The sequence below is a fragment of the Thiofilum flexile DSM 14609 genome (assembly GCF_000380185.1).
Classification (GTDB): Bacteria; Pseudomonadota; Gammaproteobacteria; order Thiotrichales; family Thiotrichaceae; genus Thiofilum; species Thiofilum flexile.
Genome location: NZ_KB904758.1, coordinates 74,769 through 99,640, shown reverse-complemented (window position 1 = coordinate 99,640; position 24,872 = coordinate 74,769). Strand labels below are relative to the sequence as shown.

The 24,872-nt window shown below is 43.1% G+C and carries 22 protein-coding genes and 3 tRNA genes; 18 read left to right on the top strand and 7 right to left on the bottom strand.

The window, feature by feature from the left end; all coding sequences use genetic code 11:
- Positions 1 to 90: 90 nt before the first annotated feature.
- Together A3IK_RS0106990 and A3IK_RS0106985 are read right to left on the bottom strand one after the other, a co-directional pair.
- Positions 91 to 1,167 (bottom strand): polysaccharide lyase, encoded by a 1,077-nt coding sequence (locus tag A3IK_RS0106990; RefSeq protein ID WP_020559261.1) that lies wholly within the window; start codon positions 1,165 to 1,167, stop codon positions 91 to 93.
- A gap of 208 nt (positions 1,168 to 1,375) precedes the next feature.
- Positions 1,376 to 1,648 (bottom strand): FmdB family zinc ribbon protein, encoded by a 273-nt coding sequence (locus tag A3IK_RS0106985; RefSeq protein WP_020559260.1) that lies wholly within the window; start codon positions 1,646 to 1,648, stop codon positions 1,376 to 1,378.
- Between the two features lie 116 nt (positions 1,649 to 1,764).
- On the opposite strand from A3IK_RS0106985, the gene A3IK_RS0106980 reads away from it, so the two are divergent.
- From A3IK_RS0106980 to A3IK_RS0106915, 14 genes are all read left to right on the top strand, one after another.
- The gene (locus A3IK_RS0106980; RefSeq protein WP_020559259.1) at positions 1,765 to 2,622 is read left to right on the top strand and encodes an SDR family NAD(P)-dependent oxidoreductase; all 858 of its coding nucleotides are present in this window, start codon (positions 1,765 to 1,767) and stop codon (positions 2,620 to 2,622) included.
- A complete protein-coding gene (locus tag A3IK_RS0106975) occupies positions 2,619 to 3,047 on the top strand; it encodes a hypothetical protein (RefSeq protein WP_020559258.1) in 429 nt (142 codons plus the stop codon). The genes A3IK_RS0106980 and A3IK_RS0106975 overlap by 4 nt, the downstream gene beginning before the upstream one ends.
- Before the next feature lie 226 nt (positions 3,048 to 3,273).
- On the top strand, positions 3,274 to 3,636 hold the full coding sequence (locus A3IK_RS20265; protein WP_162596625.1) for a hypothetical protein: 363 nt from the start codon (positions 3,274 to 3,276) through the stop codon (positions 3,634 to 3,636).
- A gap of 126 nt (positions 3,637 to 3,762) precedes the next feature.
- On the top strand, positions 3,763 to 4,362 hold the full coding sequence (locus A3IK_RS0106965) for a hypothetical protein (protein WP_020559256.1): 600 nt from the start codon (positions 3,763 to 3,765) through the stop codon (positions 4,360 to 4,362).
- Between the two features lie 3 nt (positions 4,363 to 4,365).
- Entirely contained in the window at positions 4,366 to 6,159 is a 1,794-nt protein-coding gene (locus A3IK_RS0106960; protein WP_162596624.1) for an OmpA family protein, read from the top strand.
- Between the two features lie 24 nt (positions 6,160 to 6,183).
- The gene (locus tag A3IK_RS0106955; RefSeq protein WP_020559254.1) at positions 6,184 to 6,681 is read left to right on the top strand and encodes a Rab family GTPase; all 498 of its coding nucleotides are present in this window, start codon (positions 6,184 to 6,186) and stop codon (positions 6,679 to 6,681) included.
- A gap of 12 nt (positions 6,682 to 6,693) precedes the next feature.
- Entirely contained in the window at positions 6,694 to 7,776 is a 1,083-nt protein-coding gene (locus A3IK_RS0106950) for an HD-GYP domain-containing protein (protein WP_020559253.1), read from the top strand.
- Between the two features lie 36 nt (positions 7,777 to 7,812).
- Positions 7,813 to 8,304, top strand: coding sequence for a phosphatidylglycerophosphatase A family protein (locus A3IK_RS0106945; RefSeq protein WP_020559252.1), 492 nt, complete (start codon positions 7,813 to 7,815; stop codon positions 8,302 to 8,304).
- Positions 8,305 to 8,702: 398 nt separating this feature from the next.
- The gene (gene gltX / locus A3IK_RS0106940; protein ID WP_020559251.1) at positions 8,703 to 10,118 is read left to right on the top strand and encodes a glutamate--tRNA ligase; all 1,416 of its coding nucleotides are present in this window, start codon (positions 8,703 to 8,705) and stop codon (positions 10,116 to 10,118) included.
- 42 nt (positions 10,119 to 10,160) lie between these two features.
- Positions 10,161 to 10,236, top strand: a tRNA-Ala gene (locus tag A3IK_RS0106935).
- A 23-nt stretch (positions 10,237 to 10,259) separates the two neighbouring features.
- On the top strand, positions 10,260 to 10,460 hold the full coding sequence (locus A3IK_RS0106930; protein ID WP_020559250.1) for a hypothetical protein: 201 nt from the start codon (positions 10,260 to 10,262) through the stop codon (positions 10,458 to 10,460).
- A 9-nt stretch (positions 10,461 to 10,469) separates the two neighbouring features.
- A tRNA-Glu gene (locus A3IK_RS0106925) sits at positions 10,470 to 10,545 on the top strand.
- A gap of 26 nt (positions 10,546 to 10,571) precedes the next feature.
- Positions 10,572 to 10,647 (top strand) — tRNA-Glu (locus A3IK_RS0106920).
- Between the two features lie 91 nt (positions 10,648 to 10,738).
- Positions 10,739 to 15,577, top strand: a complete 4,839-nt coding sequence (locus A3IK_RS0106915; protein WP_020559249.1) for an alpha-2-macroglobulin family protein — start codon at positions 10,739 to 10,741, stop codon at positions 15,575 to 15,577.
- A gap of 2 nt (positions 15,578 to 15,579) precedes the next feature.
- Here A3IK_RS0106915 and A3IK_RS0106910 read toward each other — a convergent pair whose 3' ends face one another.
- The 5 genes from A3IK_RS0106910 to nadB all read right to left on the bottom strand — a co-directional run bounded on the left by A3IK_RS0106910 (position 15,580) and on the right by nadB (position 22,006).
- Positions 15,580 to 17,043, bottom strand: coding sequence for an ATP-binding protein (locus A3IK_RS0106910; RefSeq protein WP_020559248.1), 1,464 nt, complete (start codon positions 17,041 to 17,043; stop codon positions 15,580 to 15,582).
- Positions 17,044 to 17,045: 2 nt separating this feature from the next.
- Positions 17,046 to 17,729, bottom strand: a complete 684-nt coding sequence (locus A3IK_RS0106905; RefSeq protein WP_020559247.1) for a response regulator transcription factor — start codon at positions 17,727 to 17,729, stop codon at positions 17,046 to 17,048.
- A 357-nt stretch (positions 17,730 to 18,086) separates the two neighbouring features.
- The gene (locus A3IK_RS0106900; protein ID WP_020559246.1) at positions 18,087 to 18,374 is read right to left on the bottom strand and encodes a hypothetical protein; all 288 of its coding nucleotides are present in this window, start codon (positions 18,372 to 18,374) and stop codon (positions 18,087 to 18,089) included.
- A gap of 603 nt (positions 18,375 to 18,977) precedes the next feature.
- On the bottom strand, positions 18,978 to 20,345 hold the full coding sequence (gene purB, locus A3IK_RS0106895) for an adenylosuccinate lyase (RefSeq protein ID WP_020559245.1): 1,368 nt from the start codon (positions 20,343 to 20,345) through the stop codon (positions 18,978 to 18,980).
- Between the two features lie 53 nt (positions 20,346 to 20,398).
- Positions 20,399 to 22,006: an L-aspartate oxidase gene (gene nadB / locus A3IK_RS0106890; RefSeq protein ID WP_020559244.1), complete on the bottom strand. Its 1,608-nt coding sequence runs from the start codon at positions 22,004 to 22,006 to the stop codon at positions 20,399 to 20,401.
- Positions 22,007 to 22,132: 126 nt separating this feature from the next.
- Between nadB and rpoE the strand changes: the two genes are divergently transcribed.
- From rpoE to A3IK_RS0106870, 4 genes are all read left to right on the top strand, one after another.
- On the top strand, positions 22,133 to 22,711 hold the full coding sequence (rpoE, locus tag A3IK_RS0106885; protein WP_020559243.1) for an RNA polymerase sigma factor RpoE: 579 nt from the start codon (positions 22,133 to 22,135) through the stop codon (positions 22,709 to 22,711).
- Between the two features lie 37 nt (positions 22,712 to 22,748).
- A complete protein-coding gene (locus A3IK_RS20260; RefSeq protein ID WP_020559242.1) occupies positions 22,749 to 23,342 on the top strand; it encodes a sigma-E factor negative regulatory protein in 594 nt (197 codons plus the stop codon).
- An 8-nt stretch (positions 23,343 to 23,350) separates the two neighbouring features.
- On the top strand, positions 23,351 to 24,295 hold the full coding sequence (locus tag A3IK_RS0106875; RefSeq protein WP_162596623.1) for a MucB/RseB C-terminal domain-containing protein: 945 nt from the start codon (positions 23,351 to 23,353) through the stop codon (positions 24,293 to 24,295).
- Between the two features lie 85 nt (positions 24,296 to 24,380).
- Positions 24,381 to 24,869, top strand: coding sequence for a SoxR reducing system RseC family protein (locus A3IK_RS0106870; protein ID WP_020559240.1), 489 nt, complete (start codon positions 24,381 to 24,383; stop codon positions 24,867 to 24,869).
- Positions 24,870 to 24,872: the final 3 nt, after the last annotated feature.

The following is a 24,872-nucleotide window of genomic DNA, read 5'->3' as shown; positions in this document are numbered from 1 at the left end:
AAATTGACTTAAAAATAATCAAAAAGAATAAAAAATAGGCACAACTTATATTGTGCCTAGATAAATAACTTTTTATTAATAGTGGGATTATTAAGGGTTTAATTGAAAGTCATCAATATAAACTTGATTCGCCTTACTAGGTGCACGTCCACTATAATAGATATTGAATAATAAACGCTCAATACTCAGTTTATCCGTTTGGCGGAAGCGTAATCCACTTTTGCTCAGTACAGTTTTGCCATTGAGGGTGGTTACAATGGAGCCATTGCTTTGTTGTGGGCTATTCACTCTGACAGTAGTTTTTACTTGATACCATTGTCCGGGAGTCAGCGCTCCGGTATTCCAAGCCCAATAGTCACCACTAGAGCGTGGCTGTCCCATATGATAGACATATTGTCCAACGGTGCCATCGCCCCGCCACGCTGCACCCACACTCCAGCTATTCGTACCATTGGGCTTAGTGCCTTCGAGGTGGGGGACAACGCTGCCGATACCCGGTAGGCGTCCACCAGCGGCAAAGTCAAAATTAGGTGCAAAACGAATCCGATAGCTATAGGTGAGGGTGTCTAGGCGAGCGCCAATATGAGCTTTCCATTGCGCACAACTATCTCCCCCGCGCTCGGCGCAACCGGCATGACCTTGGGGTAAATTAATTTGCATGACCTGCCCGCCATTGCCTTTGACAATACTCACCTGACGCATGCCGGGGGCGTTCCAATTGGGGCAATTCCAGTCGCGGAAAAATTCACGTTGATCATAAGTGCCCGGCGTGTCATTTTCAAAATTAATCACCATAGGACGACCACTACCAAGAGGGGTAAGGCCATTACAATAGGCTTGTGAATAAAATACCTTATAGAGGCGATTTTCACCCGGTTTAGTACCTGCCTGAGTGGGGATGCGCATATTCGACAAATAGCTCCAAACCGGATGAGACAGCGGTGGAGTCGGATGACCATTATAAGTGACTAGGATACGATCCCAGCGTTTATAACTAGCATTCCATTGCAGTTTGGCGGCGACTTCAAATTTTTGATCCGGGTTGGTCATGGCAATGACGGTGACTTTATCTTGAATACCACGCGCTGCCGCTGCATGTGCGGGTGTGGTGATTAGGCTGGTTAATAAAATCAATCCAATACCCAGACTATTCAATAGTTGCTTCATTATTGGGGATTCTCCATACATTTATTATTGGCTAAGGGACTGGCTATCCTCATGGGTGGGATGGGACTAGCGTCTTGACTGAGTGTAGCCTAGATCAAATAGTTATGTGTTTTTTAGGTTTAAGATATTAATTTTATTAATCTTTATTAAAACATTAACTATCTAATACTGATTATCCCACCGTTCGTTCTGAAGGAGTATCCTTGTTTTAGGCCGCATTACAGCCCGAAGGACCACAAGCGGGTGCAGGTGCTGGCGTTGCGGGTGCGGTTTCTGGGGTGGCTAGGTTTTTCTTATTATCTTTTTTGAAATCAGTTTCATACCAACCCCCACCCCCTAGGCGGAACGCAGCAGCAGTTACTTGTTTTTGTAAGCTGGGCGCGTGGCAAGCGGGGCAATCGGTGAGGGCGGGGGCGCTGATTTTTTGTAATGCTTCTAGGCTGTGACCACAAGCTTGGCATTGATAGGCATAAATGGGCATGGTTAAGAGTCCTAATAAGTTGATCTGCTGCGCATAATGGGTGTAGTACTTGGAAAATTCAATAACCCTCGTTACATTCATTTATTGATTGGGTTTTGGCGAATAAAGGAGAGGGTATGGCACGGAATGTATTAGTCACCGGAGCATCGAGTGGGATTGGGTATTGTGTGGCTAAAGGTTTGCGTGAAGTAGTGGACTATCAGGTCTATGTGACCGCACGTAAGCCGGAGGATATTGAGCGGCTAGAGAGTGAGGGCTTTCGGGTTATTCCCCTTGATTTAGCAAGTGAGCAGAGTGTTAAGGACTGCGTTTATGAGTTAATGCTGCGTACGAATAGTGAAATTTATGCGGTATTTCATAATGGTGGCTTTGGGCAGGCGGGAGCCTTGGAGGATATAACGCGGGAAGCTTTGGAGTATCAGTTTGCAGTCAATGTGTTTGGTTGGCATCAACTAACTACTTTACTGCTACCCATGATGCGCCAAAAGAATGAGGGGCGGATTATTTATAATAGTTCGGTATTGGGTTTCATTAGTTTGCCGTTTCGTGGCGCTTATAACGCCAGTAAACATGCGGTCGAGGGGCTAGCCGATACCTTACGTTTGGAGCTGTTTAATACGGATATTAAAGTGGTTTTGATTGAGCCGGGGCCGATTACGAGTTTATTCCGTAAAAACTCGTTAAAAATGTTGCGAGCTAAGGTCAATATTGAGGCTAGTGTGTTCCGTGATCAGTATCGAGGCGCGATTGCACGTTTAGAAAAGGTAGGGTCTGTTGCCCCTTTTACTTTGCCACCGGAGGCGGTGTTAAGTTGTGTGCTGGATGCCTTACAAAATCCACAGCCTAAAGTGCGTTATCGTGTGACGAAACCGACTAAGCTCTTTGCCATCTTAAAACGCTTATTGACGAGCCGTTGGATGGATAAGGTGCTATTGCGGGTATCGAAAGAGGAAAATCAAGGAGGAGCGACATGAGTGGTGTGATTGAGTATTTATTTTTTACCCCCGCCGCCGCCGAAGAGTTTAGGCGCTGTTTACAGCACTATGCACTGACTTGGCAAGAAGAGCAGGAAGCTGTGCAGGGAGCCACCGTATTTAAGGTGAGCGAGGCGATTGATCCTGCCATTTGGGATGCGTTGGATCAGGTATTCGATGCCTTAAGTTTGGAGGACCAATATGCCACCGAGCATGAGGTAGAGGATGAGACAGCAAGCAGTGCCGTAGGTTTGTATTTGCAATTAGCCAATGGTCAACAAACTATTGCCAAGGTTGATCCTGATATGGTGAATCGTATTTTGTCGGTATTGAGTGTGGAAGAGCTGAATCAGTTTTTGGAGGTCATTGTAGCTAGTGTGGAGCAACCTGATGATTCCGCAATCTGTAAACATAATAGTAAATGATAATCATTTGCATTTAATCTTAGGTTAGGGTTATACTGCATTTGGCTCTTAACACCCTGCTCGATGATTGAATCTCCTTCAAGGTTTAACGCATTTGCCACTGTAATCGTATACTCATATCACAATAAGTGGATTACACATTGGGTAGGGATTGAATGCACCCCATTGCATCAAGGTGAGTGATGTAATGGGGCTTTTTAAACCCTATCCTATGTGGAGTAGCAGCGTGTTATATATCGATGCTTGGTTAGATCGTCCTAAGCCTTATATTCGTATAATTGATCGAGATTCGGGAGATGTGATTACCCAATTTGAGGGGGAGGAAGTCACCGAATGCTTGGAGCGAGGGGATATTTGCGTCCATGATCTGTACTGCAATACCCCACGTGCGCAACATGAAATGGTCAAACATTTATTGTTAACACGCTGTAGTAAATCATTAGTCGAACCACTCAATAGCCATTCGCATCACTCGACGGCACACTACCAACAAAAAACTAAGGCATTTAATGCTTTATCTGCTCGGATATTACCCATACTGCTAATCCCCGTTACGGAGGATAGCGCGGTACTCAACCATATATCTTAAAAAGTGCCACTTTTATAAGAGTATTGATAGGATTTATAGAAACATGGTCAGCTAAAAATAAAGGTCATTAACGTGGAAAAAATACCCCGCTTGACCTTTGCCCATGATAAAAATAAAGGAGTCCCTATGAGTACGACTGAAGCAAACCCTACCGTACCCTCAGCAGCCCCTGTCGACCCTAATAAAGATTTTATCCGTAACAGCCGTACTTCAGAGATCGCTACTCAAGTGAGTGGTACAGAGCAAAATCTGGATATGGTCAGGAATATTCTGTTTGGCGAGCAGGTACGTGAAAATGAAAAGCGTCAAGCAGCCCTAGAGCGTTTTGTACGGGTATCGATCAATGCTTGGTCAGAAGATACCCAAAGACGCTTTGATCAGGTGCAGCGTGAAATTCAACTGCTGAAAGAGTTATTACAAGACGAGACTAAAGCCCGCCGTGATGATATTCAGGGTATTAAGAATCGTTTAGATGAAATGGGACGGCAGTTAGCCGAGCTGGATAAAAAGCATCTGTCTCACTCTGAAGAGGCTCAAGGGTTATTACAAAAAGAGGCGCTACGTATTGAGCGCATTGAGCGTACTCTCAACGAAACGCGTGAGCAATTCCAATCTCAGTTAGAGCAAGCGATTGAACAATTACGCCAAGACAAACCCGACCGTAAAGCCTTAGCCGTTATGCTGCAGGGTGTGGCTAAGCAACTCTACGATGGCGTGAAGGAGTAGGGCGTGGTAATGAAGAGTGCTGAGCGCACAAAGGCCTCTTCTATATTGAATGCGGCTGCTACTATGTCGACGGATAGCGATGATCTGGAGCGTTTACGGCTATTATTGCTAGGTTCTGATTATATTGGTTTATTAGCACTTAAAAATCAGCTTCAGGATGTGAATCTCTATACCGCTCGTGTAGCCTCAGTACTGGCTGAAGCAATACAGATGCGTTCTCATTCTGATAATGCCATCACCCAAGCCTTAGCACCCAATATGGATAAGGCGGTGGAGCATTTTATTAATCGTGATCCGCAATTAGTCGCCAATGCCCTCTATCCAGTGATGGGGCCTGCGATTCGTAAATCGATTCATGAGACCCTCACGCAAACCTTAGAAACATTTAATCAGCTACTTGAGCAAAGTTTATCACCCCGTTCGATTCGGTGGCGTTTTGATGCGTGGCGCACCGGACGTAAATATTCCGAAGTTGTGTTAATGAAGACTTTGGTCTATCAAGTCGAGCAGGTGTTCTTAATTCATCGTAAAACTAGCTTGTTGCTGCAGCACGTTGTTTCAGAGCAAGCCATTGCTAAAGATCCTGATATGGTGAGTAGTATGCTCAGTGCGATTCAGGATTTTATGGCAGATTCATTTACTAATGAAAGCTCATTAAATGCCTTACGTCTTGGTGATTTGAGTGTTTTAATTGAGCAAGGCCCTTATGTCGCTATTGCTGCCGTTGTGCGGGGTGCGCCGCCTGCCGAATTGCGTTCCTTATTGATTCAAACCGTCGAAACGATTCATCAGCGTTATGATGGTTTACTAAAGAATTATTCCGGCGATAGTCAGCCCTTTAGCACGACTCAGCCGTTACTAAATCAGTGTCTACAAGCGCAACGCCAAACATCCCAGACCCAGCGTAAAAAACCTTGGTTAGCCTATGGGCTATTGGGTTTATTGTTAGCAGGCCTAGGGTATTGGGCTTATAGTAATTATGCTGAACAGCAACGTCTATTAGCTAAGCAACGTTTATGGGAGCAAACCGTAGCACAATGGGATGCCCAACCCGGTGTGGTCATTCTAGATTCACAGCCTACGGAGCAAGGCTATCAAGTAAAAGGTTTGCGTGATCCTTTAGTAGCGGATACTGCTATTACTCTCGACGATCAGGTGCGCACCACATTTAATCCAGTCTTTGAATGGCAACCTTATGTTTCAGCCGAACCGAGCCTAGCGTTACAAAGAGCACAGCAATTATTACAACCCCCAGCAGGGGTAGAGCTAAACCTTGAGGGCAGTACCTTAAAAGTAAGTGGTAGTGCGGATTCAGCGTGGATAACGCGTTTAGAGCAAGGTTGGCACTATAGTCTGGGCTTAGAAGGTCTAGATACTAGCCAATTAATACGCCAAGACATAGAGACACCTTTAACACAGACCATTAATACTATTAAAAATACAGTGTTTTTATTTGAGCGGGGCAAATCAGAGCTATCAGAACTGGGTAGTATTCAAGTCCCTGTTCTAGCAGAAAATTTAAAGCGCCTTGAACAACTAGCGGCTGAACAACAACTAAGCGTTCAAGTCACTTTAATGGGGAATACAGATGGCAGTGGTGCGGAGGATTTTAATCGACAACTAGGTCTAGCTCGTGCTCAAGGTTTAGTCGACCAATTATTAAATTTTGGAGTGTCTAAAGCTTTATTAGTAATCGCTATTGCGGCGAATACCTCTCCAATAGCTACGTCTGAGGGGCAACGTAGTGTGACTCTAAAGGTGGATTTACAAGCGTTAGATCCACAAACCAGCTCCTAGCAGTTGCAGATTGGGCGAATCGATATGATACAAAAAAAAATATGTCTATTAGGAGCCTTTGCAGTAGGCAAAACCAGTTTAATTAAGCGTTATGTCAGTAGTTTATATAGCGATAAATACCATACTACGGTAGGCGTGAAGATCGATAAAAAGCTGGTTTCTGTCGGCGACAAAGCTCTAACTTTAATGATTTGGGATGTGGCGGGTGAGGATGACTATACCACGCTAAAACCCACCTACATACGCGGAGCGGGGGGCTGCATTATTGTAGTCGATACCACCCGCCCTAATACCTTCGAGGTGGCTTTAATGCTGCATGGGCGCGTTAAAGAGCATGCTGGGGATATTCCCGTACTTTTTGCGCTTAATAAATGTGATCTTAAAGAAAAATGGTTATTAGAAGATAAGCATTTAAATCAATTAGCGGCATTTCAGTTACCTATTATTAAAACAAGTGCTAAAGATGGTTTGGGGGTTGACGCTATGTTTCAGGCGTTGGCTGAACGAATGATCGAGGTCTAGGGGGTATGTAATATGACTACGGTAGTATCAAAGGTTTTACCAGCCCTTTATAGCGCGTTAGATATGGTCATCTTTGTGCGCCAGCCGTGCGGCTTATTCCAAGCGGTGTCAGATTTACCGGCTTGGAGTCAGTTTTGGCTTAAATTAGCCCAACCTTCCCAAAGCCAAGAGCAGAACTATGCCTTAACAGAAGCGTTTTCCTATTTGTCTTATTTCATGCCCGATGCCGAGGAGCACTGGAAACAGTCAGCCTTAGCGCCCTTGCGTTCAGGGCCTTGGATTGAAATAGATGAGTTACATCAAGAGTTAGTCTTAGAGGCCGGGGCGGTATGGGTCGAGGATAAACCCGTTTTATTTATTCAACGCATGGGGTCGGAGTACTATCAAGAAGTAGAGCGCTTACAATTAATGCGTAATGGTTTATTAGTACGTGAAGAGTTAGAACTGGAAGTACAGCGGCGTACTTTAAAAATTAAACAGCGTGAAGAAGAGATTGCTATCAAGCTCGTAAGCTTAACCAGCTTTAGAGATGAGGAAACGGGGGCGCATGTAAGGCGAATTGGTTTATATGCTGCTGCTATGGCTAAAGCTTTAAATTGGTCACAAGAGCGTATTGATGATATTCGTGTCGCAGCGCCTATGCACGATATTGGTAAAATTGGTGTGCCAGATCGGATTTTATTGAAGGCAGGTAAATTAACCGAAGCCGAGTTTAGCATTATGAAGCGCCACACCGAAATTGGTGCCAAAATGTTAGAGCATTCGCATATTCCTACCCTTGATATGGCGGCCGATATTGCCCTTTGCCACCACGAGCGTTGGGATGGTTCAGGTTATCCTATGGGGTTAGCGGGGGAAGATATTCCCATTACTGCTCGTATTACTACCATTGTGGATGTGTATGATGCTTTAGTGCATGAGCGGGTTTATAAGCTAGCCTTGAGTGAGGAAGAGACGATTGCATTAATGTTGGAGCAAAGAGGTAAACATTTCGACCCCTATTTGTTAGATATATTTCTAGGGCTATTACCTGTGATGCGGCGTATTCGCTATCAAGTGCAAGAAATTGACGATTTAATTGTAAGAGCTGACTAAGTAGACTGTCTTTTTAATCGTTATAAGGCCACTAGTATGACGACTATGGTTTCGGCTCGTACCGTATTTTCTTCGCCTATTCACTTTCTTGCTTTCGGTTTAGGGAGTGGGTTGGCTCCTAAAGCGCCCGGTACTTTTGGTACTTTAGCCGCTATCCCTATTTATTTAATCATGGCTCAGTGGTCACTCAGCACCTATCTATGGGTAGTATTATGTGCCTTTGTATTAGGTGTATGGGTCTGTGGTCGATCAGCTCAGCTCTTAGGTGAGCATGACTATGGTGGGATTGTATGGGATGAGTTTGTAGGGTTTTGGATTACCATGATAGCGGCTCCAGCAGGGGGGGGATGGGAGATTTTAGGCGGTTTTATCCTGTTTCGGTTTTTTGATATTGTTAAGCCTTGGCCTATTAAATGGGTCGATCGCCAGTTACCCGGTGGTTTAGGTATTATGTTAGATGATGTCTTAGCGGGTGTAATGGCGTGGGTGAGCTTACAGCTTTTAGCCTATTTAATCTTGGCTAGTTAAGTTAGTGAGCATTGCATCGTTATTCAGGTGAGATAGAACTAGCTAAATAGTTAAGTTTAGCCTTAGAATGGTGATGGGTTCGTAAAGCAAAAAGCCCTCTATCTCGTTGATAGAAGGCTCTTAAAGAGCTGACTTATTTTTATTGGAACTTGTCTAAACTGGTAGATATTTTCCTACCTTCTCGTCTAGGTGCTTAACCCCTTTAGCCCTAAGAACTGATCACAGAATAGCCAGTTAGGCATGAATTATTGCTGAATATTTTGGCTACTCTTACCTATTTTATCGATTGATAACACCTATTTTGAACGACTAGGTTATATGCTTTAGGTGTCTAACTAGTCGTTTTTGGGTTTAACTGGTAATCTGTGTCACCTATTGGTAACTCAGGATTTGTTTGCATGAAAGTCAGAACCCGCTTTGCACCAAGCCCCACTGGTTTATTACACATCGGGGGTGCTCGTACCGCATTATTCTCATGGTTGTATGCACGTAAAACGGGCGGGGATTTTATTTTACGGATTGAAGATACTGATTTAGAACGCTCTACCCAAGCCTCTATTGATGCCATTTTAGAAGCAATGGATTGGTTGGATTTGGCTTATGACGAGGGGCCTTTCTATCAAACTCAGCGTTTTGATCGTTACCGCGAGGTTATCCAACAATTATTGGATAATGGTCAAGCCTATCGTTGTTATTGCTCCAAAGAAGAACTAGATGCCCTGCGTGAAGCACAAATGGTGCGCAAAGAAAAACCGCGTTATGACGGGCGTTGGCGCGATTCTACTGCTACCCCTCCTGCAGGTGTGCAGCCCGTGATTCGGTTTAAAAATCCGCTGGATGGGGTGGTGGAGTTTGAGGATTTAGTGCGGGGCAAAATTACCATTGCCAATGCCGAGCTAGATGACCTGATTATTGCGCGTTCTGATGGCGTGCCTACTTATAATCTATGTGTGGTGGTGGATGATATTGATATGAATGTCACCCATGTGATTCGTGGTGATGATCATATTAATAATACCCCGCGCCAAATTAATATTATGCGTGCTTTAGGTGCGGCCTTACCTAAATTTGCTCATGTACCGATGATTTTAGGTAATGATGGGCAACGCTTATCGAAGCGGCATGGGGCGGTAGGGGTAATGCAATATCGAGATGAGGGCTATTTACCCGAAGCCTTATTGAATTATTTGGTGCGTTTAGGCTGGTCACATGGCGATCAGGAAGTTTTCTCCCGCGATGAGCTGATTCAGCTCTTTGAAATTGAAAATATTAATCGCGCACCCTCTAGTTTTAGTCCCGATAAATTATTGTGGCTGAATCAGCATTATATTAAGACCTTACCCGCTGAGCGGATTGCTGCTGAGTTGCAATGGCATTTAACCCAACAAAATTTAGACACGAGTCGAGGCCCTGCACTAGTAGATGTAATAGAGGCACAACGGGAGCGAGCTAAAACCTTAGTGGAATTAGTGGCAGCGAGTCGTTATTTCTATGAGCCAGTGAACAGTTACGATGCAGCGGCTATGAAAAAACAAGTCTCTGCTGAGACACCGCATTATTTGCAAGTGGTCGCTGAACACTTAGGTGCTTTACAGGTTTGGGATGAGGCCGCTATTCATGAGGCTATTACAGCGAGCTGTGAGCAGTTACAAGTCAAATTAGGCAAAGTAGGGCCGGCTTTACGACTGGCAACGACCGGAGGAACCTCCTCACCCGCGCTAGATGTGACTCTGAAGCTGTTAAGCAAGGACACTGTATTGCAACGCATTAATATTTTTATTGAGTTTGTAAAAAATAGTGCATCTAGTGCTTGACATGAATGACCGATTAAGGAAGAATACGCGCTTCCTTTATGTGGGGCTATAGCTCAGCTGGGAGAGCGCTACAATGGCATTGTAGAGGTCAGCGGTTCGATCCCGCTTAGCTCCACCAACTTATCTCAGAACGAGGTTATTATGGTTCTGGCGGGTAAGATTGGATTGGTTTTAGGTCTAATTATCACTGTGCTTAGTTTTATCGGCGGGTTCAGTGCTATGTTTATGAACTATGATCAATTAGCAACTTTACTATTTATGGTGATTCCAGCAGGGTTTGTAATAACATTTGCAGGTTTAGCAACGATAGTATTGTTTGCGCCACGTGAAGGAAATAAATAGTAAAGCAGTGTCCCTATCATCTAGTGGCCTAGGATATCGCCCTTTCACGGCGAGTACCGGGGTTCGAATCCCCGTAGGGACGCCATTTTAGTGTTTGTTACAATTCGTTAAGTCCCTATCATCTAGTGGCCTAGGATATCGCCCTTTCACGGCGAGTACCGGGGTTCGAATCCCCGTAGGGACGCCACACCTTCTCGTCATTCATATAATTTTCAACTTCTGCATGACTGCTTTATAATAGCCTCCTTGAATCATAAGAAATCAGGCTGGTTGTGTGCATGAGTAGCAGAAAAATATTATCCATAATACTAATACTCGGCTTATGGTTAATAGCCACCCCTAATTATGCAGAGCCAAAAACACCCCTTGATAATCATACGGTTTTAACTGAACTGGTTTTAATGGATCTTACCGAACAAACCATTAATGATAAACCCGTGTTAGTATTAACATACTCACAGCCTTTATACGAATATCAAGAGCATACTGATTTTATTACCACCACCTCCAATGGTGTGCAGGTAAAAGGGACGTGGCATATAGACCGTGATCCTCGACGTTTATATTTTGATAATATTAATCCTAATACCAACTATCGCGTACAGATTCGTCCGGGTTTAAAATCTGCAGATAATCACTTAGTACAACGTTTACCGATTGATATTAGTATCCAAACGAAAGTACTAGAACCTCAGTTTGATTTTAGTATGCGGGCAAGCATTTTACCGACTCGCTTAACAGCCGGTTTATCTATTCGTAGCATTAATGTACCAGAGCTAGATTTAGAGTTTCTACAAGTTACGCCGCAACATTTACCCTCTGTATTAGAGCAATTAAATTTAGATGAAGGTTTTAATGTTCATGACCTAAGTGCTATTCGACAGTTTACCCGTAGTGTCCATAGTATGCGTTTTCTCACGCATTCCCAGCCAAATATGGTCACGGAAAATATTATTCCCGTAGAAAATATTAATACTTTACAGGCTCAAGGGGTCTATTTTGTAGTAATGCGCCAGCCCGGTACTTTTGATGAGCAAGCCTATCGAGTGACCTATTTTCTAGTATCTGATTTAGCTTTACATGTAAGACGTTATGCTCAGCAAATAGAGGTTTTTGCCCATACGCTAACAACGGGGCAAATAGTTAAAGATTTAACTGTACAACTCTATGGTGCGGATAAACAAGTGCTATCCCAGCGCACCGATGCGACCGGACGCGCCCATTTTGATAATCCTCCTGAAGGTGCCTTTTTAGTTACAGCAATACGTGAAAATGATTTGGCTTTTATTGATTTAAGAGATCCAGCTCTACAATTACCTAAAAATGTCACAATGGGCAGATATGATCAGGCAGTCGATATATTCTTCTATAGTAGCCATCGTTTATTTCGCCCTAAAGATATAGTTGAGCTGATGTTTTTAGTGCGAGATCGGGATGGTTTACCGATAAATGCTCAGGAGGCATACCTTAAATTAAAACGCCCCGATCAGAAAGTCATTTACGAACAAAAGCTAAACGCTCAAGAAGATAATTTAGGTTTATTTAAAGATAGCTTTGAATTACCTAGTGATGCACCAACTGGTATATGGTCGATAGAGGTACGTTTAAAAGAAACGGATCCCGAACCACTTAATCGCTTTAATTTTTCGGTAGAATATTATACGCCGGAGTGGTTAAAGCTCCAATTAAGTGGTTCTACACAAGAGGCTAGTAATAGTAAAAAAATTATTTTAGCCTTGCAAGGTGAAACCTTTAAGAATCGTTTAGCGAGTGGTTATCCTGTTAAGCTATTACAAACAACCCAGTTAAATCGACAACCTTTTAATACGGATTTTTACTTTGGTGATCCTCGCGATAGCAAGCATTTACCTGCTCAAGCAGAATCAAATCTAACCTTAAACCGAACAGGTGGTGGGTTTTGGGAGGTGGATATGAGTCAAGTCCAGCTCAATACCCCATTACAATTTAATTTTACCGCTCAGCTTTCCGAACCAACAGGCTATAAGGTAGAGCAACACTTACAGCAATCTTATTGGCCTGCTACTGCTCTAATAGGGATTAAACCCTTATTTAAAGAAAATGCATTAGAAGCGAATACAACAGTACGTTTTGAATTAGCTAAATGGGATAAAAAAGGTAAGCAAGTCTCAGCTCAAAAGGTAGCAGTAACGTTATTAAAATCAGAGCAGCATTATTCTTGGAGTTATACTCCCGAAATGGGTTGGAAAAAAACGGCTAATGAACAGCTCATTCCTATACGGCAACAGACCGTTTCTCTAGCAGAGAACGAGGTAACGACGGTAGAGTTTAAAGTAGGTTCGGGAGAGTATTGGTTAGAGGTTGAAGACTCCATTACTAGGCTTAAGGCCGCTTATCGTTTTGTGGCGGATTGGCGTTGGCAAAATGTTAATGCTGCTGTACAACCTTATGATGTTAAAATGAGTTTGGATAAGCCTAGTTATAGGGTAGGTGAGGTTGCTAGAGTTCATATTATTCCGCCATCAGCCGGTGAGGCTATTCTTACTGTTGAAGGTGATGAGTTATTATGGTTTAAGCAAGTACATATACCCGCTCAAGGTGCAACCTTTAATATCCCGATACATAGTAATTGGCGTCGTCATGATCTTTATATTAATACTTTATTATTAATTCCAGCGGATAAAGCACAAGGTACTCCTCCTAATAGAGCGTTGGGTATTATTCATTTACCCTTAGATCGTTCAGAGCGGGAATTAAAACTAACGATTGCAGCACCTAATAAGATTCTACCTGAGCAAGCAGTAACCTTTACCGTTAAGGCCGAAAACTTGAAAGATAGCAGTGCCTTGGTATTTCTGTCTGCTATAAATAGTCAGTTAATGAGTGCGGTTAATAGTTCTGAGATAAATCCGGCAAATTATTATTTCTCTGCTAAGCGTTATGGGGTAGAGCAATATGATAGCTATGCTAAAATCCTAAGTAGTGATATTAGTAAGTTTTTTACCCCTCCATTATCTAATCAGTCGCCTGTGATAGTAAAACCGCAGCAGCGTTTTAATCAGCCTACTATTCAGCCGTTAATGAGTAGCCTAGTAAATTTTAATGCACAAGGTGAGGCAAATATTAAATTAACCATGCCTAGTGAGTCGGGTACTTTAACATTAATGGCAGTCGCCTTAGGTGAACAACAATTAGGAGCCGTCAGCCAGCCTCTCACGGTACAAGCCCCCGTTGAAATGACCTCCATGGCTCCCCGCTTTTTAGCGGCAGAAGATAATACTAAACTCAGTGTGACTTTAGAGAATAAGTCTGAGCAAAGCCAAACGGTTAACTTACGTATAGAGGCCAATGAGTTTTTACATTTAGCGACCTCCACTAATCATGAGTATATATTAGAAAAAGGAATTACTAAGTCTATTAACTTGCCCATAAAAGCGAGTCGACGTTTTGGACAGGGCATGATTGAGCTAGTATTAGAGGGTAAGGGTTTTACTATACATCGTAAGCTAAATATATTAGTACGGGCAGCCTATCCACGTTTACAGCGTTCGCGCTTATATACGATTAGTAGTGAAGATAGTGCAGTAACGTTGGATAAAACGATTATTCAAAATTTACAGACCGATTCTTTACGAGCCAGACTGACATTAAGTAGTATCCCTGAGCTGAGTGTGCGGGCAGCATTAGATGATTTATTAGCGTATCCCTATATATCACTAGAGTCGATTATAAGTAAAAACTACCCCTATCTATTTTTAAGTCCAGCGTGGGCCACTAATCTAGGCTTAGTACCGTTATCCTTAACCAGTCGAGAAATTAGTGTTCGTAATGCACTAGTGCAACTGAGTAGTTTACAACTCGCTAACGGCGGTTTTGCGGCTTGGAGTGGTAAAATGCAAGCGGATCCTTGGTTAAGTGCTTATGCGGCTGATTTTCTCTTGGATGCGCGTGAGCAAGGATTTGCTGTCCCACACTATTTATTAAATGGGGTATTGGATTATCTAGAAGCACTTTTATCTTTAGGGGTAGTAAATATAGAGAATAAAGGTATCGATAATCCTGATCATTTAGCTTTTGCGATTAAAGCCTATGGCTCTTATGTATTATCGAGAGTTAACCGAGTGAGCTTAGGAAATTTAAGAACGTGGTATGATCAGGATAGTAAAAAAGCTTTATCAGGCTTGCCCTTAGTACAAATGGGATTAGCGCTCTATCAACGCACAGATTCTAAACGTAGCCGTGAGGCTTTTGAACGGGCGCTGGCCTTTAAACGCGATGAGACTTTGCAATTAGGTGATTATGGCAGTCCTATTCGTGATCAGGCTTGGTTATTAGCCTTATTATTGCATTATAGGCATGACATTCCTGATTTAGAGGGGCGATTGAAAGAGTTAAATCGCCAGATTTATATGCGCAATTACTATACGACCCAAGAGCAATGGGCTTTTTTCCAATTGGGTCTGCAGCTTAATATAACGCAATCTTTCCCCACTTGGGGTGCTCAGCTTTTGCTGCAATCCAGAGCACTGAGTGTTAATCAAAAAGGCGCTTATCGTTTGGATATTTCTGAGCGAGAACTCAATGCGGGAGTGGCGGTAAAAGCCGATCCTAACTCCACTGTGCATGCCACCTTAGAGGTGCAAGGATATCCACAGCCGCCTTTGGCTGAGAAAAAGGATTTCTTCCAGATTCAGCGTGCCCTATTTGATTCGCAAGGGAATACCAAATCTTTAAACTCTTTGCGAGTCGGTGATTTAATCATAGTGCATTTACAAGTCAGTGCGAATGAAGATGTAGCGCAAGCTTTAGTAATGGATTTATTGCCCGGCGGGTGGGTGCTGGATCGACGCTCGCTCCGTCATTTACCTGAGCTAGGTACTTTAATTTTAGACGGAATGAGTAAACCCATTAGTGAATTACTAGAAACTAGCCCCTTATTAACAGAGCAATTAGCTAATGACCGTTATTGGGCAGTGCTGCCAGTCAATAAGAAATCACCCCATCATTTGTTTTATTTAGCTCGGATCGTATCTCAGGGGGCGTTTAGACAGCCCCCAAGTATGGTAACCGATATGAATTATCCCGAACGTTTAGGTATTGGTGCAGGTGCTGAGCGCTTTATCATCCGAGAGGAGTAACATTAGATAGGGAGGTGAAGGCGTACTCGTGCCCCGACCTGAGGGGAAACGAGTAGCTCAATCCTTCCTCCTACTGCAGCGATGATTTCAGTGCTTACGGCAAGTCCTATCCCTTGTCCTTCGCTTTTACTGTCTTCACGAATGCCACGTTGTAATAGTTTGGAGGGGTTTTCGCTCGGAAAGCCCATGCCATCATCATCAATATCCACAATTAGCATACCTTCACGGATATGAGCTGAGACCTCTACGAGTTGATCGCAAAAACGACAGGCATTACTGATTAGATTACCCATTAACTCCATCAGGTCTTCTGCATCGAGACGGCATTTAGCATAGTCATCCACCAGAATACGGATTTCAAGTGTCTTATCCCGATAGACCTTTTTCATGGTTTCGGCAAGGCGCAAGAGTATCGGACGGATGGGCTGAGAAATAATAATAGCACTGTGACTGGTGACCATCGCCTTACGCAGTTGACGGGAAATAATCTCCTGCATGTAATCGACTTGCCCTATGATGTCCGTCAATACTTCCTGTTGACGCTCCGGCATTTGATTACCTACTTCAATTTGGGAGCGGATTGCCGCTAAAGGTGTTTTAAGACTATGGGCTAAATCGTCTAAGGAGTCCTTATAACGTTGCTTTTGTCCAGACTCATGGCTAATCAAGGCATTAATGGTATTTTTAATAGGTGTTAGCTCTTCGGGATAATCATCGGTGATTAGCTCTTGTTCACCTAATTGAATGGAATGGACTTCTTCTTCAAATTCTTTAATAGGCGATACCACCCAAAAACTAGAAGCGAGTTGGGCAATTAAAATCAGCACCACCGATACAAAAAACAAGACGGCAAAGCGTACCCGTAGATCGCTCATTTCTTTATTGACCGCTTCTAGCGACTGAGCCACCACGAAAATATAATCGCCATAGCTATAGGTAAAGCGCTGTAGTGCGACTTGGTACTCAGTAGCTAGATTGCTATTATCCCAATTACTAGGTGTGCCATTCGCATTCGGTTTGTTAACAGGCTGAAGAATCCGCACAATCGATTTGGGCTTGGCATTCTTCAACTCCTCATCCTCACGAATCTTGTCAAAGTCAAAGTAGGCTACCACCGCTCTAATACTATCACTGATATTATTGCGATCATGAGAAGTCCACACCACTTGTTGAGTGGTTAAGTCATAAATATAGGCAAAACGTTCGCGCTCTCCAGAGGTATCTAAGCGCCCATTGCTAATAAAATTAGCCGCTTCCTCCGCTAGATTATCAGTGATTTTAAAGTAACCATGATCGAACTCTAAGTAGCCTAAAAGGGTGAGGGCGGTACTTTGTAAGGCTTGACCGGACTCTTCCTTTTTGCGCTCATAAAGACTGAGGTGTAATAATACCCCTAGTACTAAGATGCCTACCACGATAATACTAAAACCACTGACTAGCTGGCGGCTACGCAGTGAACTGCTCATGATTAGGGATTAGTCCTCTCTAGCGTAAAGCGATAACCACGACCTCTTAAGGTTTCAATCGGTTTAATGACTTCATCAGGATCTAATTTCAGGCGCAAGCGACGAATAAATACCTCAATCACATTACTATCACGGTCGGTATCTTCTTCATATAGGCTATCGGTGAGACGTGTTTTCGAGACCACTTCGCCTGCATGCAGTATTAGATATTCTAATACGCGATATTCGTAAGCGGTTAAAATAATCTCACGCTCGTCAATATACACCCGTTGCTCGGAGGTATTCAGACGAATCGGTGGGCAACATAGCTCCGCTTGAGTCCAGCCTGTTTTGCGTCGTAGTAGTGCTTTTAATCGCGCCGAGAGTTCTTCAGCGTGAACTGGCTTGACTAGATAATCATCCGCACCGGCCTCTAACACTTCCACTTTAGATTCCCAGCGCTCCCGCACCGTGAGTGCCACAATAGGATAATCTAACCCTTTGGCTCGTACACTGCGAATAATATCAATCCCCGATACATGCGGCAGACCTAGATCTACAATAGCAATATCAATCGGATATTCAGTGGCGATATAAAGACCTTGAGCACCGTCCGCAGCGGAATCCACTGTGAACCCAGCCCGTTTTAGATCTTCTACAATTTTTTCCCGTAAGAGGGCAATATCTTCAACAACAAGTACGCGCATAGCTTTATATCTTTATTACTAATAAAAAATTTATTTTTGGCATAGTTCGCTTAAACACAGTCTTCACCCCTTGAAAGACCTGCATTTAGCTTAATCATACACGCTTGATTCAGAATAAAAAACTATCAAGCATGATTTGTAGCTATTACCGCTTTTCCTCACTTAAAGCAACTTGATGATTATATTAATAATTCTTATTGATGCCTTAGATAAGCAAAATGAATAATTTTTGATTGGAAGTGATAAAAAAGGGAGCAACTAGCATAGCACCCCCGATAGTATTGAACATTGTACCTAGGTAAGCTATTAAAGCTCTAGATTTGATGAGCTTATGAATGCAAAACTCAGTTTTTAAATTTAAAACTGGCAGGTCACATGGATGGTCTTAAACTCACTAATCGGTGTGAGTAGTTTGACCACATGACAATCTTCTCCACCTTTTTTGTCTTTACTAATGGATAAGATACGGCCTAGATTCTGTCGTTTGATTTCCATCACTACATCTCCTTTCGTCAGTGCAGCCCCACTGGGACCTCGCTTCAAATCAATTTTTTCAGCTCCTGCATCAATAGCCTGTGCGGTATGCCACATGACACACCCAAATAGCAGCACACTTATGGAGCGAATAATTACATTATGCGTCATAACATTCCCCTGTCAGCAAGATTTTAAATGGCGCTCAGCCCATACCCCCCAATTTTAAAGTTCAAAAGTTAAATTAGGGGAGTATCAAAAAAACTATTGTAAAGGTGTGCATGGTAAATAAATTTACCTTAATTTAACATTAATACTCCCAATCAAGTATTGATTAATATGGTTTATTAAAACCTATATATTTTTTTTATAACTTTAATTTTATGGCTGAAATAACCCAAACACAGCTCTAGTTAGCGGGATGTTGTTACAGGCTATAAAAAAACTAAAATAGAATATTAATTGCGCTAATAGTATGATTTCATTATATATTTTACACTTCCATTTATATGCATAAATCTTGTATTATATTAATTAATATTATTTATGAAAATAAGTGGTTTTAGTGCGTTTAATCCATCCATATTGGACAGCTTAAGTGTAAAGAGGACAAACAGCCCATAAAGTAAATACCCCTATTAGGTATGATAAACCTATTAACTAAATAGTCAATTATTATTAATAAACTATATGGTCTAAAAATTAGCAGCCTTTAATAAAAACATAATGAATAAGCTTTAATAGGGGTATTAAAGCTTATCTAATGAGGGGTATTCAAATCTGTTGTGCTTGTTGTATAGCATTGCCTAAATAGAACTGAGGCGTGAGGGCTAAGAGGTCTTGCTTTGCAGAAGGAGGTAAATCTAAGCCTTCAATAAAGGTGCTGAGTAGCGCGGGTGTGATCTTTTGACCACGAGTCAGTGCTTTCAGTTTTTCATAAGGCTGCTCGATCCCATAGCGGCGCATAACTGTTTGAATTGGCTCAGCTAATACTTCCCAGTTTTGGTCTAACTCAGTGCTAAGATGGGCGGTATTGACCTCTAGTTTATTTAAACCTTTTTGGAGGGAGTGATAAGCAATCAAGCTATGCCCTAAACCCACACCTAAGGTGCGTAATACGGTGGAGTCGGTCAGATCACGCTGCCAACGTGAAATGGGTAATTTTTGGGCTAAATGAGTCATTAGTGCATTGGCAATACCCCAATTACCCTCGGCATTTTCAAAATCAATAGGATTGACTTTATGAGGCATAGTTGAGGAGCCTACTTCGCCAGCCACTACTTTTTGTTTAAAGTGACCTAAGGCAATATAACCCCAAATATCGCGGCTAAAATCAATTAAAATAATATTGATACGTACTAAGTTATCAAATAACTCGGCAATATAATCATGAGGCTCAATCTGAGTGGTATAGGGGTTCCAACTGAGTCCAAGACTAGTTACAAAACTGTTAGCAAAGGCGGTCCAATCAATAGCAGGGTAGGCACTTAAATGGGCATTGTAGTTACCGACCGCACCATTGATTTTACCTAGATACTCTATCTGATTTAATTGCTGGAGCTGGCGCTGCAAACGATACACCACATTAGCAAACTCTTTACCTAGCGTAGTAGGGGATGCCGGTTGCCCATGGGTTCTAGAGAGCAGTGGGATCGCTGCATACTCATGGGCTTGGGTGGTGAGTTTAGTGATAATCGCTTGTAAGGCAGGCTTTATGACTTGCTCAATCCCACCTTTAAGCATTAAAGCATGAGCTAGATTATTAATATCCTCGGAGGTACAAGCAAAGTGAATGAATTCACTCACTTTAGCGAGTTCCGGTTGTGAGGCTATTTTTTCTTTTAAAAAGTACTCTACCGCCTTCACATCGTGATTGGTGGTGCGCTCAATGGTTTTAATACGCTCGGCATCTTCAATACTAAAGTTATTAATAAGATGCTGTAAAAATTGCTGAGCTTCCTCACTAAAAGCGGGAACTTCAGGAATATCCGCACAACTAGCTAACGCTTGTAGCCAGCGAATTTCTACTACAACCCGATGATAGATCAGTCCATATTCACTGAACCATGGGCGCAAAGCAGCCGTTTTATCTGCATAGCGACCGTCGATGGGGGATATTGCTGTGAGGGTGCTCAGATTCATACCTTAAGCCTATATACTTATATCAGTGCAGGGGGCGACATAATACAGCAATTCTAATGCCAATAGTAGGCGCTCAGCGGATCTAAGATGGTGGGTAGTCCATCAAATTGAGGATTTCGTTCTGGGTAGTCAAGGGTATAGTGTAGACCGCGACTTTCATGGCGCATTAAAGCAGAGCGAATAATCAAGGAGGCGACTAAGGTTAGATTGCGTAACTCGACTAAGTCACTGGTCAGGGAAAAATGAGCATAGTATTCATTGATTTCGCTCAGCAATAAATTAGCGCGATGCTGGGCGCGTTGTAGGCGCTTATTGGAACGGACTATCCCAACATAATCCCACATAAAACGCCTGACCTCGTCCCAATTGTGATGAATCACAATATTCTCATCCGAGTCCGTCACCCGACTATCATCCCACGCAGGGAGGGGAGGGATAGTGGGGAAAACTTTATTATGGAGTTGTTTAGTAATATCTTGGCTGGCGGCTTGTCCTAGTACAATGCACTCTAATAAGGAGTTACTCGCCAAACGGTTTGCCCCGTGTAAGCCGGTATAAGCACTCTCACCAATACAATAGAGCTGGGGTAGGTCAGTACGTCCGGTTAGATCGGTCATCACCCCTCCACAGGTGTAGTGTGCTGCGGGTACGACCGGAATGGGTTCTTTAGTCATGTCATAGCCAAAGCTTAAACATGTTTCGTATAGGTTAGGGAAGTGCTGAATAATAAAATCACGCGGTTTATGGCTAATATCCAAAAAGACACTATTAATACCTAAGCGTTTGATTTCATGATCAATCGCCCGCGCTACAATATCGCGAGGAGCTAGTTCAGCTCTAGGGTCAAAATTGGACATAAAGCGTGTACCATCGGGTAGCAATAATAATCCACCCTCGCCGCGTACGGCTTCTGATATGAGCTGTGATTTGGCCTTAGGATGATAGAGGCAAGTGGGATGAAACTGCATAAATTCCATATTAGCCACCCGACACCCGGCTCGCCACGCCATAGCAATCCCATCGCCACTGGCTCCATCAGGATTACTGGTGTATAGATAAACTTTGCTAGCCCCACCGGCGGCTAAAATAGTTACTTGTGCGCCAATCGATTTAATCACATCGTGCTTTCTGTCCAGAACATAAGCCCCTACACAGCGATTAATACGCTTGCCTAATTTACGCGTGGTAATCAGGTCAATCGCAATATGGTGCTCTAGCAAGTCGATATTAGCGCGTTGTCTGACTAGACCTAATAAGGTGGTTTCAATCGCTGCACCACTAGCATCCGCAGCATGTGCTACCCGTCTATGGCTATGCCCACCCTCGCGTGTGAGGTGTAAGGGGGAATTCGATTGATTACTTTGACGGGTAAAAGGTACGCCAATATCGACTAACCATTGCACGGCTTTGCGGCTGTTTTCCACAATAAAGCGCACTGCATCGGGATCACATAACCCAGCGCCCGCATCTAAGGTATCAGCAATATGAGCGGCAAAGCTGTCTTCCTCATCCATAACGCCCGAAATACCCCCTTGGGCATAAAGGGTACTACCTTCTTGAGCGTTTTCCTTACTGAGTATGGCAATATGGAGCGTTTGAGGTAAACCTAATGCTAAGGTTAAGCCAGCAGCGCCACTGCCGATGATTAGTACATCATACATATATTTTATGCCTCAACTGGGTGGTGGGTTATATTCTATTCTTAGTGACGACAGGTTAGCATATAGCACTAATAAATAAGCACGTTGATTGTGCGGGTAGAAATATAATTAAGGAGCAGCGTCCGGATGGAGCAAAGCCAAACCGACCTAGAACTTGTCATGAGGGTTCAGGCGGGTGATAAAAAGTCATTTGATCTATTGGTTTTGAAATACCAACATCGGGTCGTTAGTCTAATCCATCGTTATGTGCGGGATGATGATCTGGCTTTCGACGTGGCACAAGAGGCCTTTATTAAAGCGTATCGAGGGTTGAAAAATTTTCGCGGTGAGAGTGCCTTTTATACTTGGTTGTATCGGATTGCTATAAATACAGCCAAAAATTATTTAGTATCAGAGGGGCGGCGCACACCGAGTGTCGATATTGATGCCGATGAAGCGGAACAATATGAGGGTGAGTCTGCTCTAAAGGAATATGGGACGCCCGAACATGAGTTATTACGCGAGGAAATTGAGCTGGCCGTTAGTACCGCTATTGATACTTTACCTGAAGATTTGAAGATGGCCATCATGCTACGAGAGATTGAGGGTATGAGCTATGATGAAATTGCCGTAGTCATGGATTGCCCTATCGGTACCGTGCGTTCGCGGATTTTCCGTGCTCGAGAAGCGATTGATAAAGTACTTAAACCACTACTAGAAGATTGACTAGTGTTAGTGGTGATAAAAACTAGGTGAAATACAAATGAATGTGACTAAACAGGAATTATTATCAGCTTTATGGGATGATGAAGCAGGTGATTTCGAGCGCCGTCGCCTGCTAGATGAATTAAAACAAGATGAGGCTTTAGTCGGCGTTTGGCAGCGTTATGCCTTAGCAGGAGAGGTATTACGTAATAATCCTACTGTCCTGAATAAAAAGCGCGATTTTTTAGCCGGCATTCATGCAGCACTAGAGGAAGATGAGGTTGCAACACCCGTCATAGTAAAAGCCCCAGTGGTTGCAGAGTTACCCCCACCTAAGGTGGCTACTCCTCTCTGGCGTGTGGTGATGCAGTATGGTGCCGCTGCGAGTATAGGGGCTGTAATAGCAGCAGGTTTTGTCTTAAACCGCGTCGAGGAGGCTCCTACTGCGAATCTAGCGACTAATCCACCCGTGATTCAACCCGTTGCTTTTAACGCTACAACGCCTACCCCGCCTGTTAAAACAGCACGCCCTATTAGCCGGCTTGACCCAAAAACACAAGCCTTATTAAGATCTTATATTGAGGATCATATTCGGTATGCTTCGACCACCAGTGTGGTGCCTACCGTGCGAGCCGTGTCGTATAACCAATGAGTAATAGTGTGAATAGAGTATCCTTGTTAGCCACGCTAGGACTATGTCTGGGTGTGAGTACTGCGCCGTTATTAGCAGCAGATTCAGCTTTAGAATTATTAGAATTAATGCAGTCCTCAGCACGGCAATTAAATTATCAAGGCAAATTAGTTTATCAACAAGATAATAACCTCTCTACCTTTAGAGTGACGCACTCCTCACAAGGGGGCGAAGAAAGCGTAGTTTACCTTGACCCTAAAACGGGGCGCGACTCTAAAGATTCCCCCGTAGAGACTAAAAGCTTTTCTTTATCTACCTATAATAAACTCCAACCTCAAACCCAAAAGGCTTATTCTTTTGATTTAGGTGCTAAAGAGTGGGTTGCTAATATTGAGTGCCAAGTCGTTGTCGCCCGCCCTAAAGATGCTATGCGTTATTTGCATCGCTATTGCATCGATCCTCAAACGGGAATGTTATTGAAATATTCGCTGATAGATCGCAGTAAAGAAGTCGTAGAGCAATTGATGTTTACTGAAATAAAGCTGGATACTGACGAAGCTGAAGCGGAGTCTAGTGCAGCGGCTACCTCAGCAGCAAAGATGACAGATTCCATGGTTTTAGCCGCCGTTCCTTCTGCTTCCGCCTCGACTGAGACTACTCCTGCCGAAACCAATATTAAGACGAATAATTGGGGATTTACTAAACTCCCCTTAGGTTTTGAGAAAATCGCAGAAATTCAACAATCTACTACACACACACAAATCATTGTTTCTGATGGCATGACTTCGGTTTCCATTTTTGTAGATGCTAAAGGGCAGGGGGAGGATCTGGTTACACCCTCGCGCTATACGTCAGGCGCTATGAATATATTGACCAGTGAAGTTGGCGACTATATGATCACCTTAATGGGGGAAGTACCAGAGTCGACCTTAGAAATTATTCTAAAAGGACTTAAATACCTACCTAAGTCGTAACAGCCGTTCTACTATCCCTATTGAGGATAATCATCTGCCTACGATTAAATAGCTGGCTAATAACAACAATACTAGGGTACGGATCATGATTGAACAAAATGCGGTGATTGTTGCTAATGAGTCGCGATATGCTTGGGTTATGCCCTATGAGCGTGCGGATTGTCAGTCTTGTGCTAGTACGAAAAGTGCCTGTTCCTCTGTGTCATTAATGGATTGGTTTCGCCCTAAACAGCAGGCGGTTAAAGTGATGAATCCGGTCTATGCTAAAGTAGGTGAGCAAGTCGTTGTAGGCTTAAATAGTGAGGCTTTCTTATTTTACTCTGTTCTCGCCTATGCTTTGCCTTTGATAAGTTTGTTAATCGCTGCTTTATTAGGATTTTATATATTTGATCTGTTTAATATGAATAGCGATATGGGAGCGTTGTTGGCGGGTACTTTGGGCTTAGGGCTGGGACTGAGATTGGCACAATATTTTGCTAATTGGTCTAAGTACTTAGAACACTTTCAACCCGTCATCTTACGTAAACAAAATGAAGTTCAAACGATACACTTTCATAGCGCTAACCTGAAATAACAG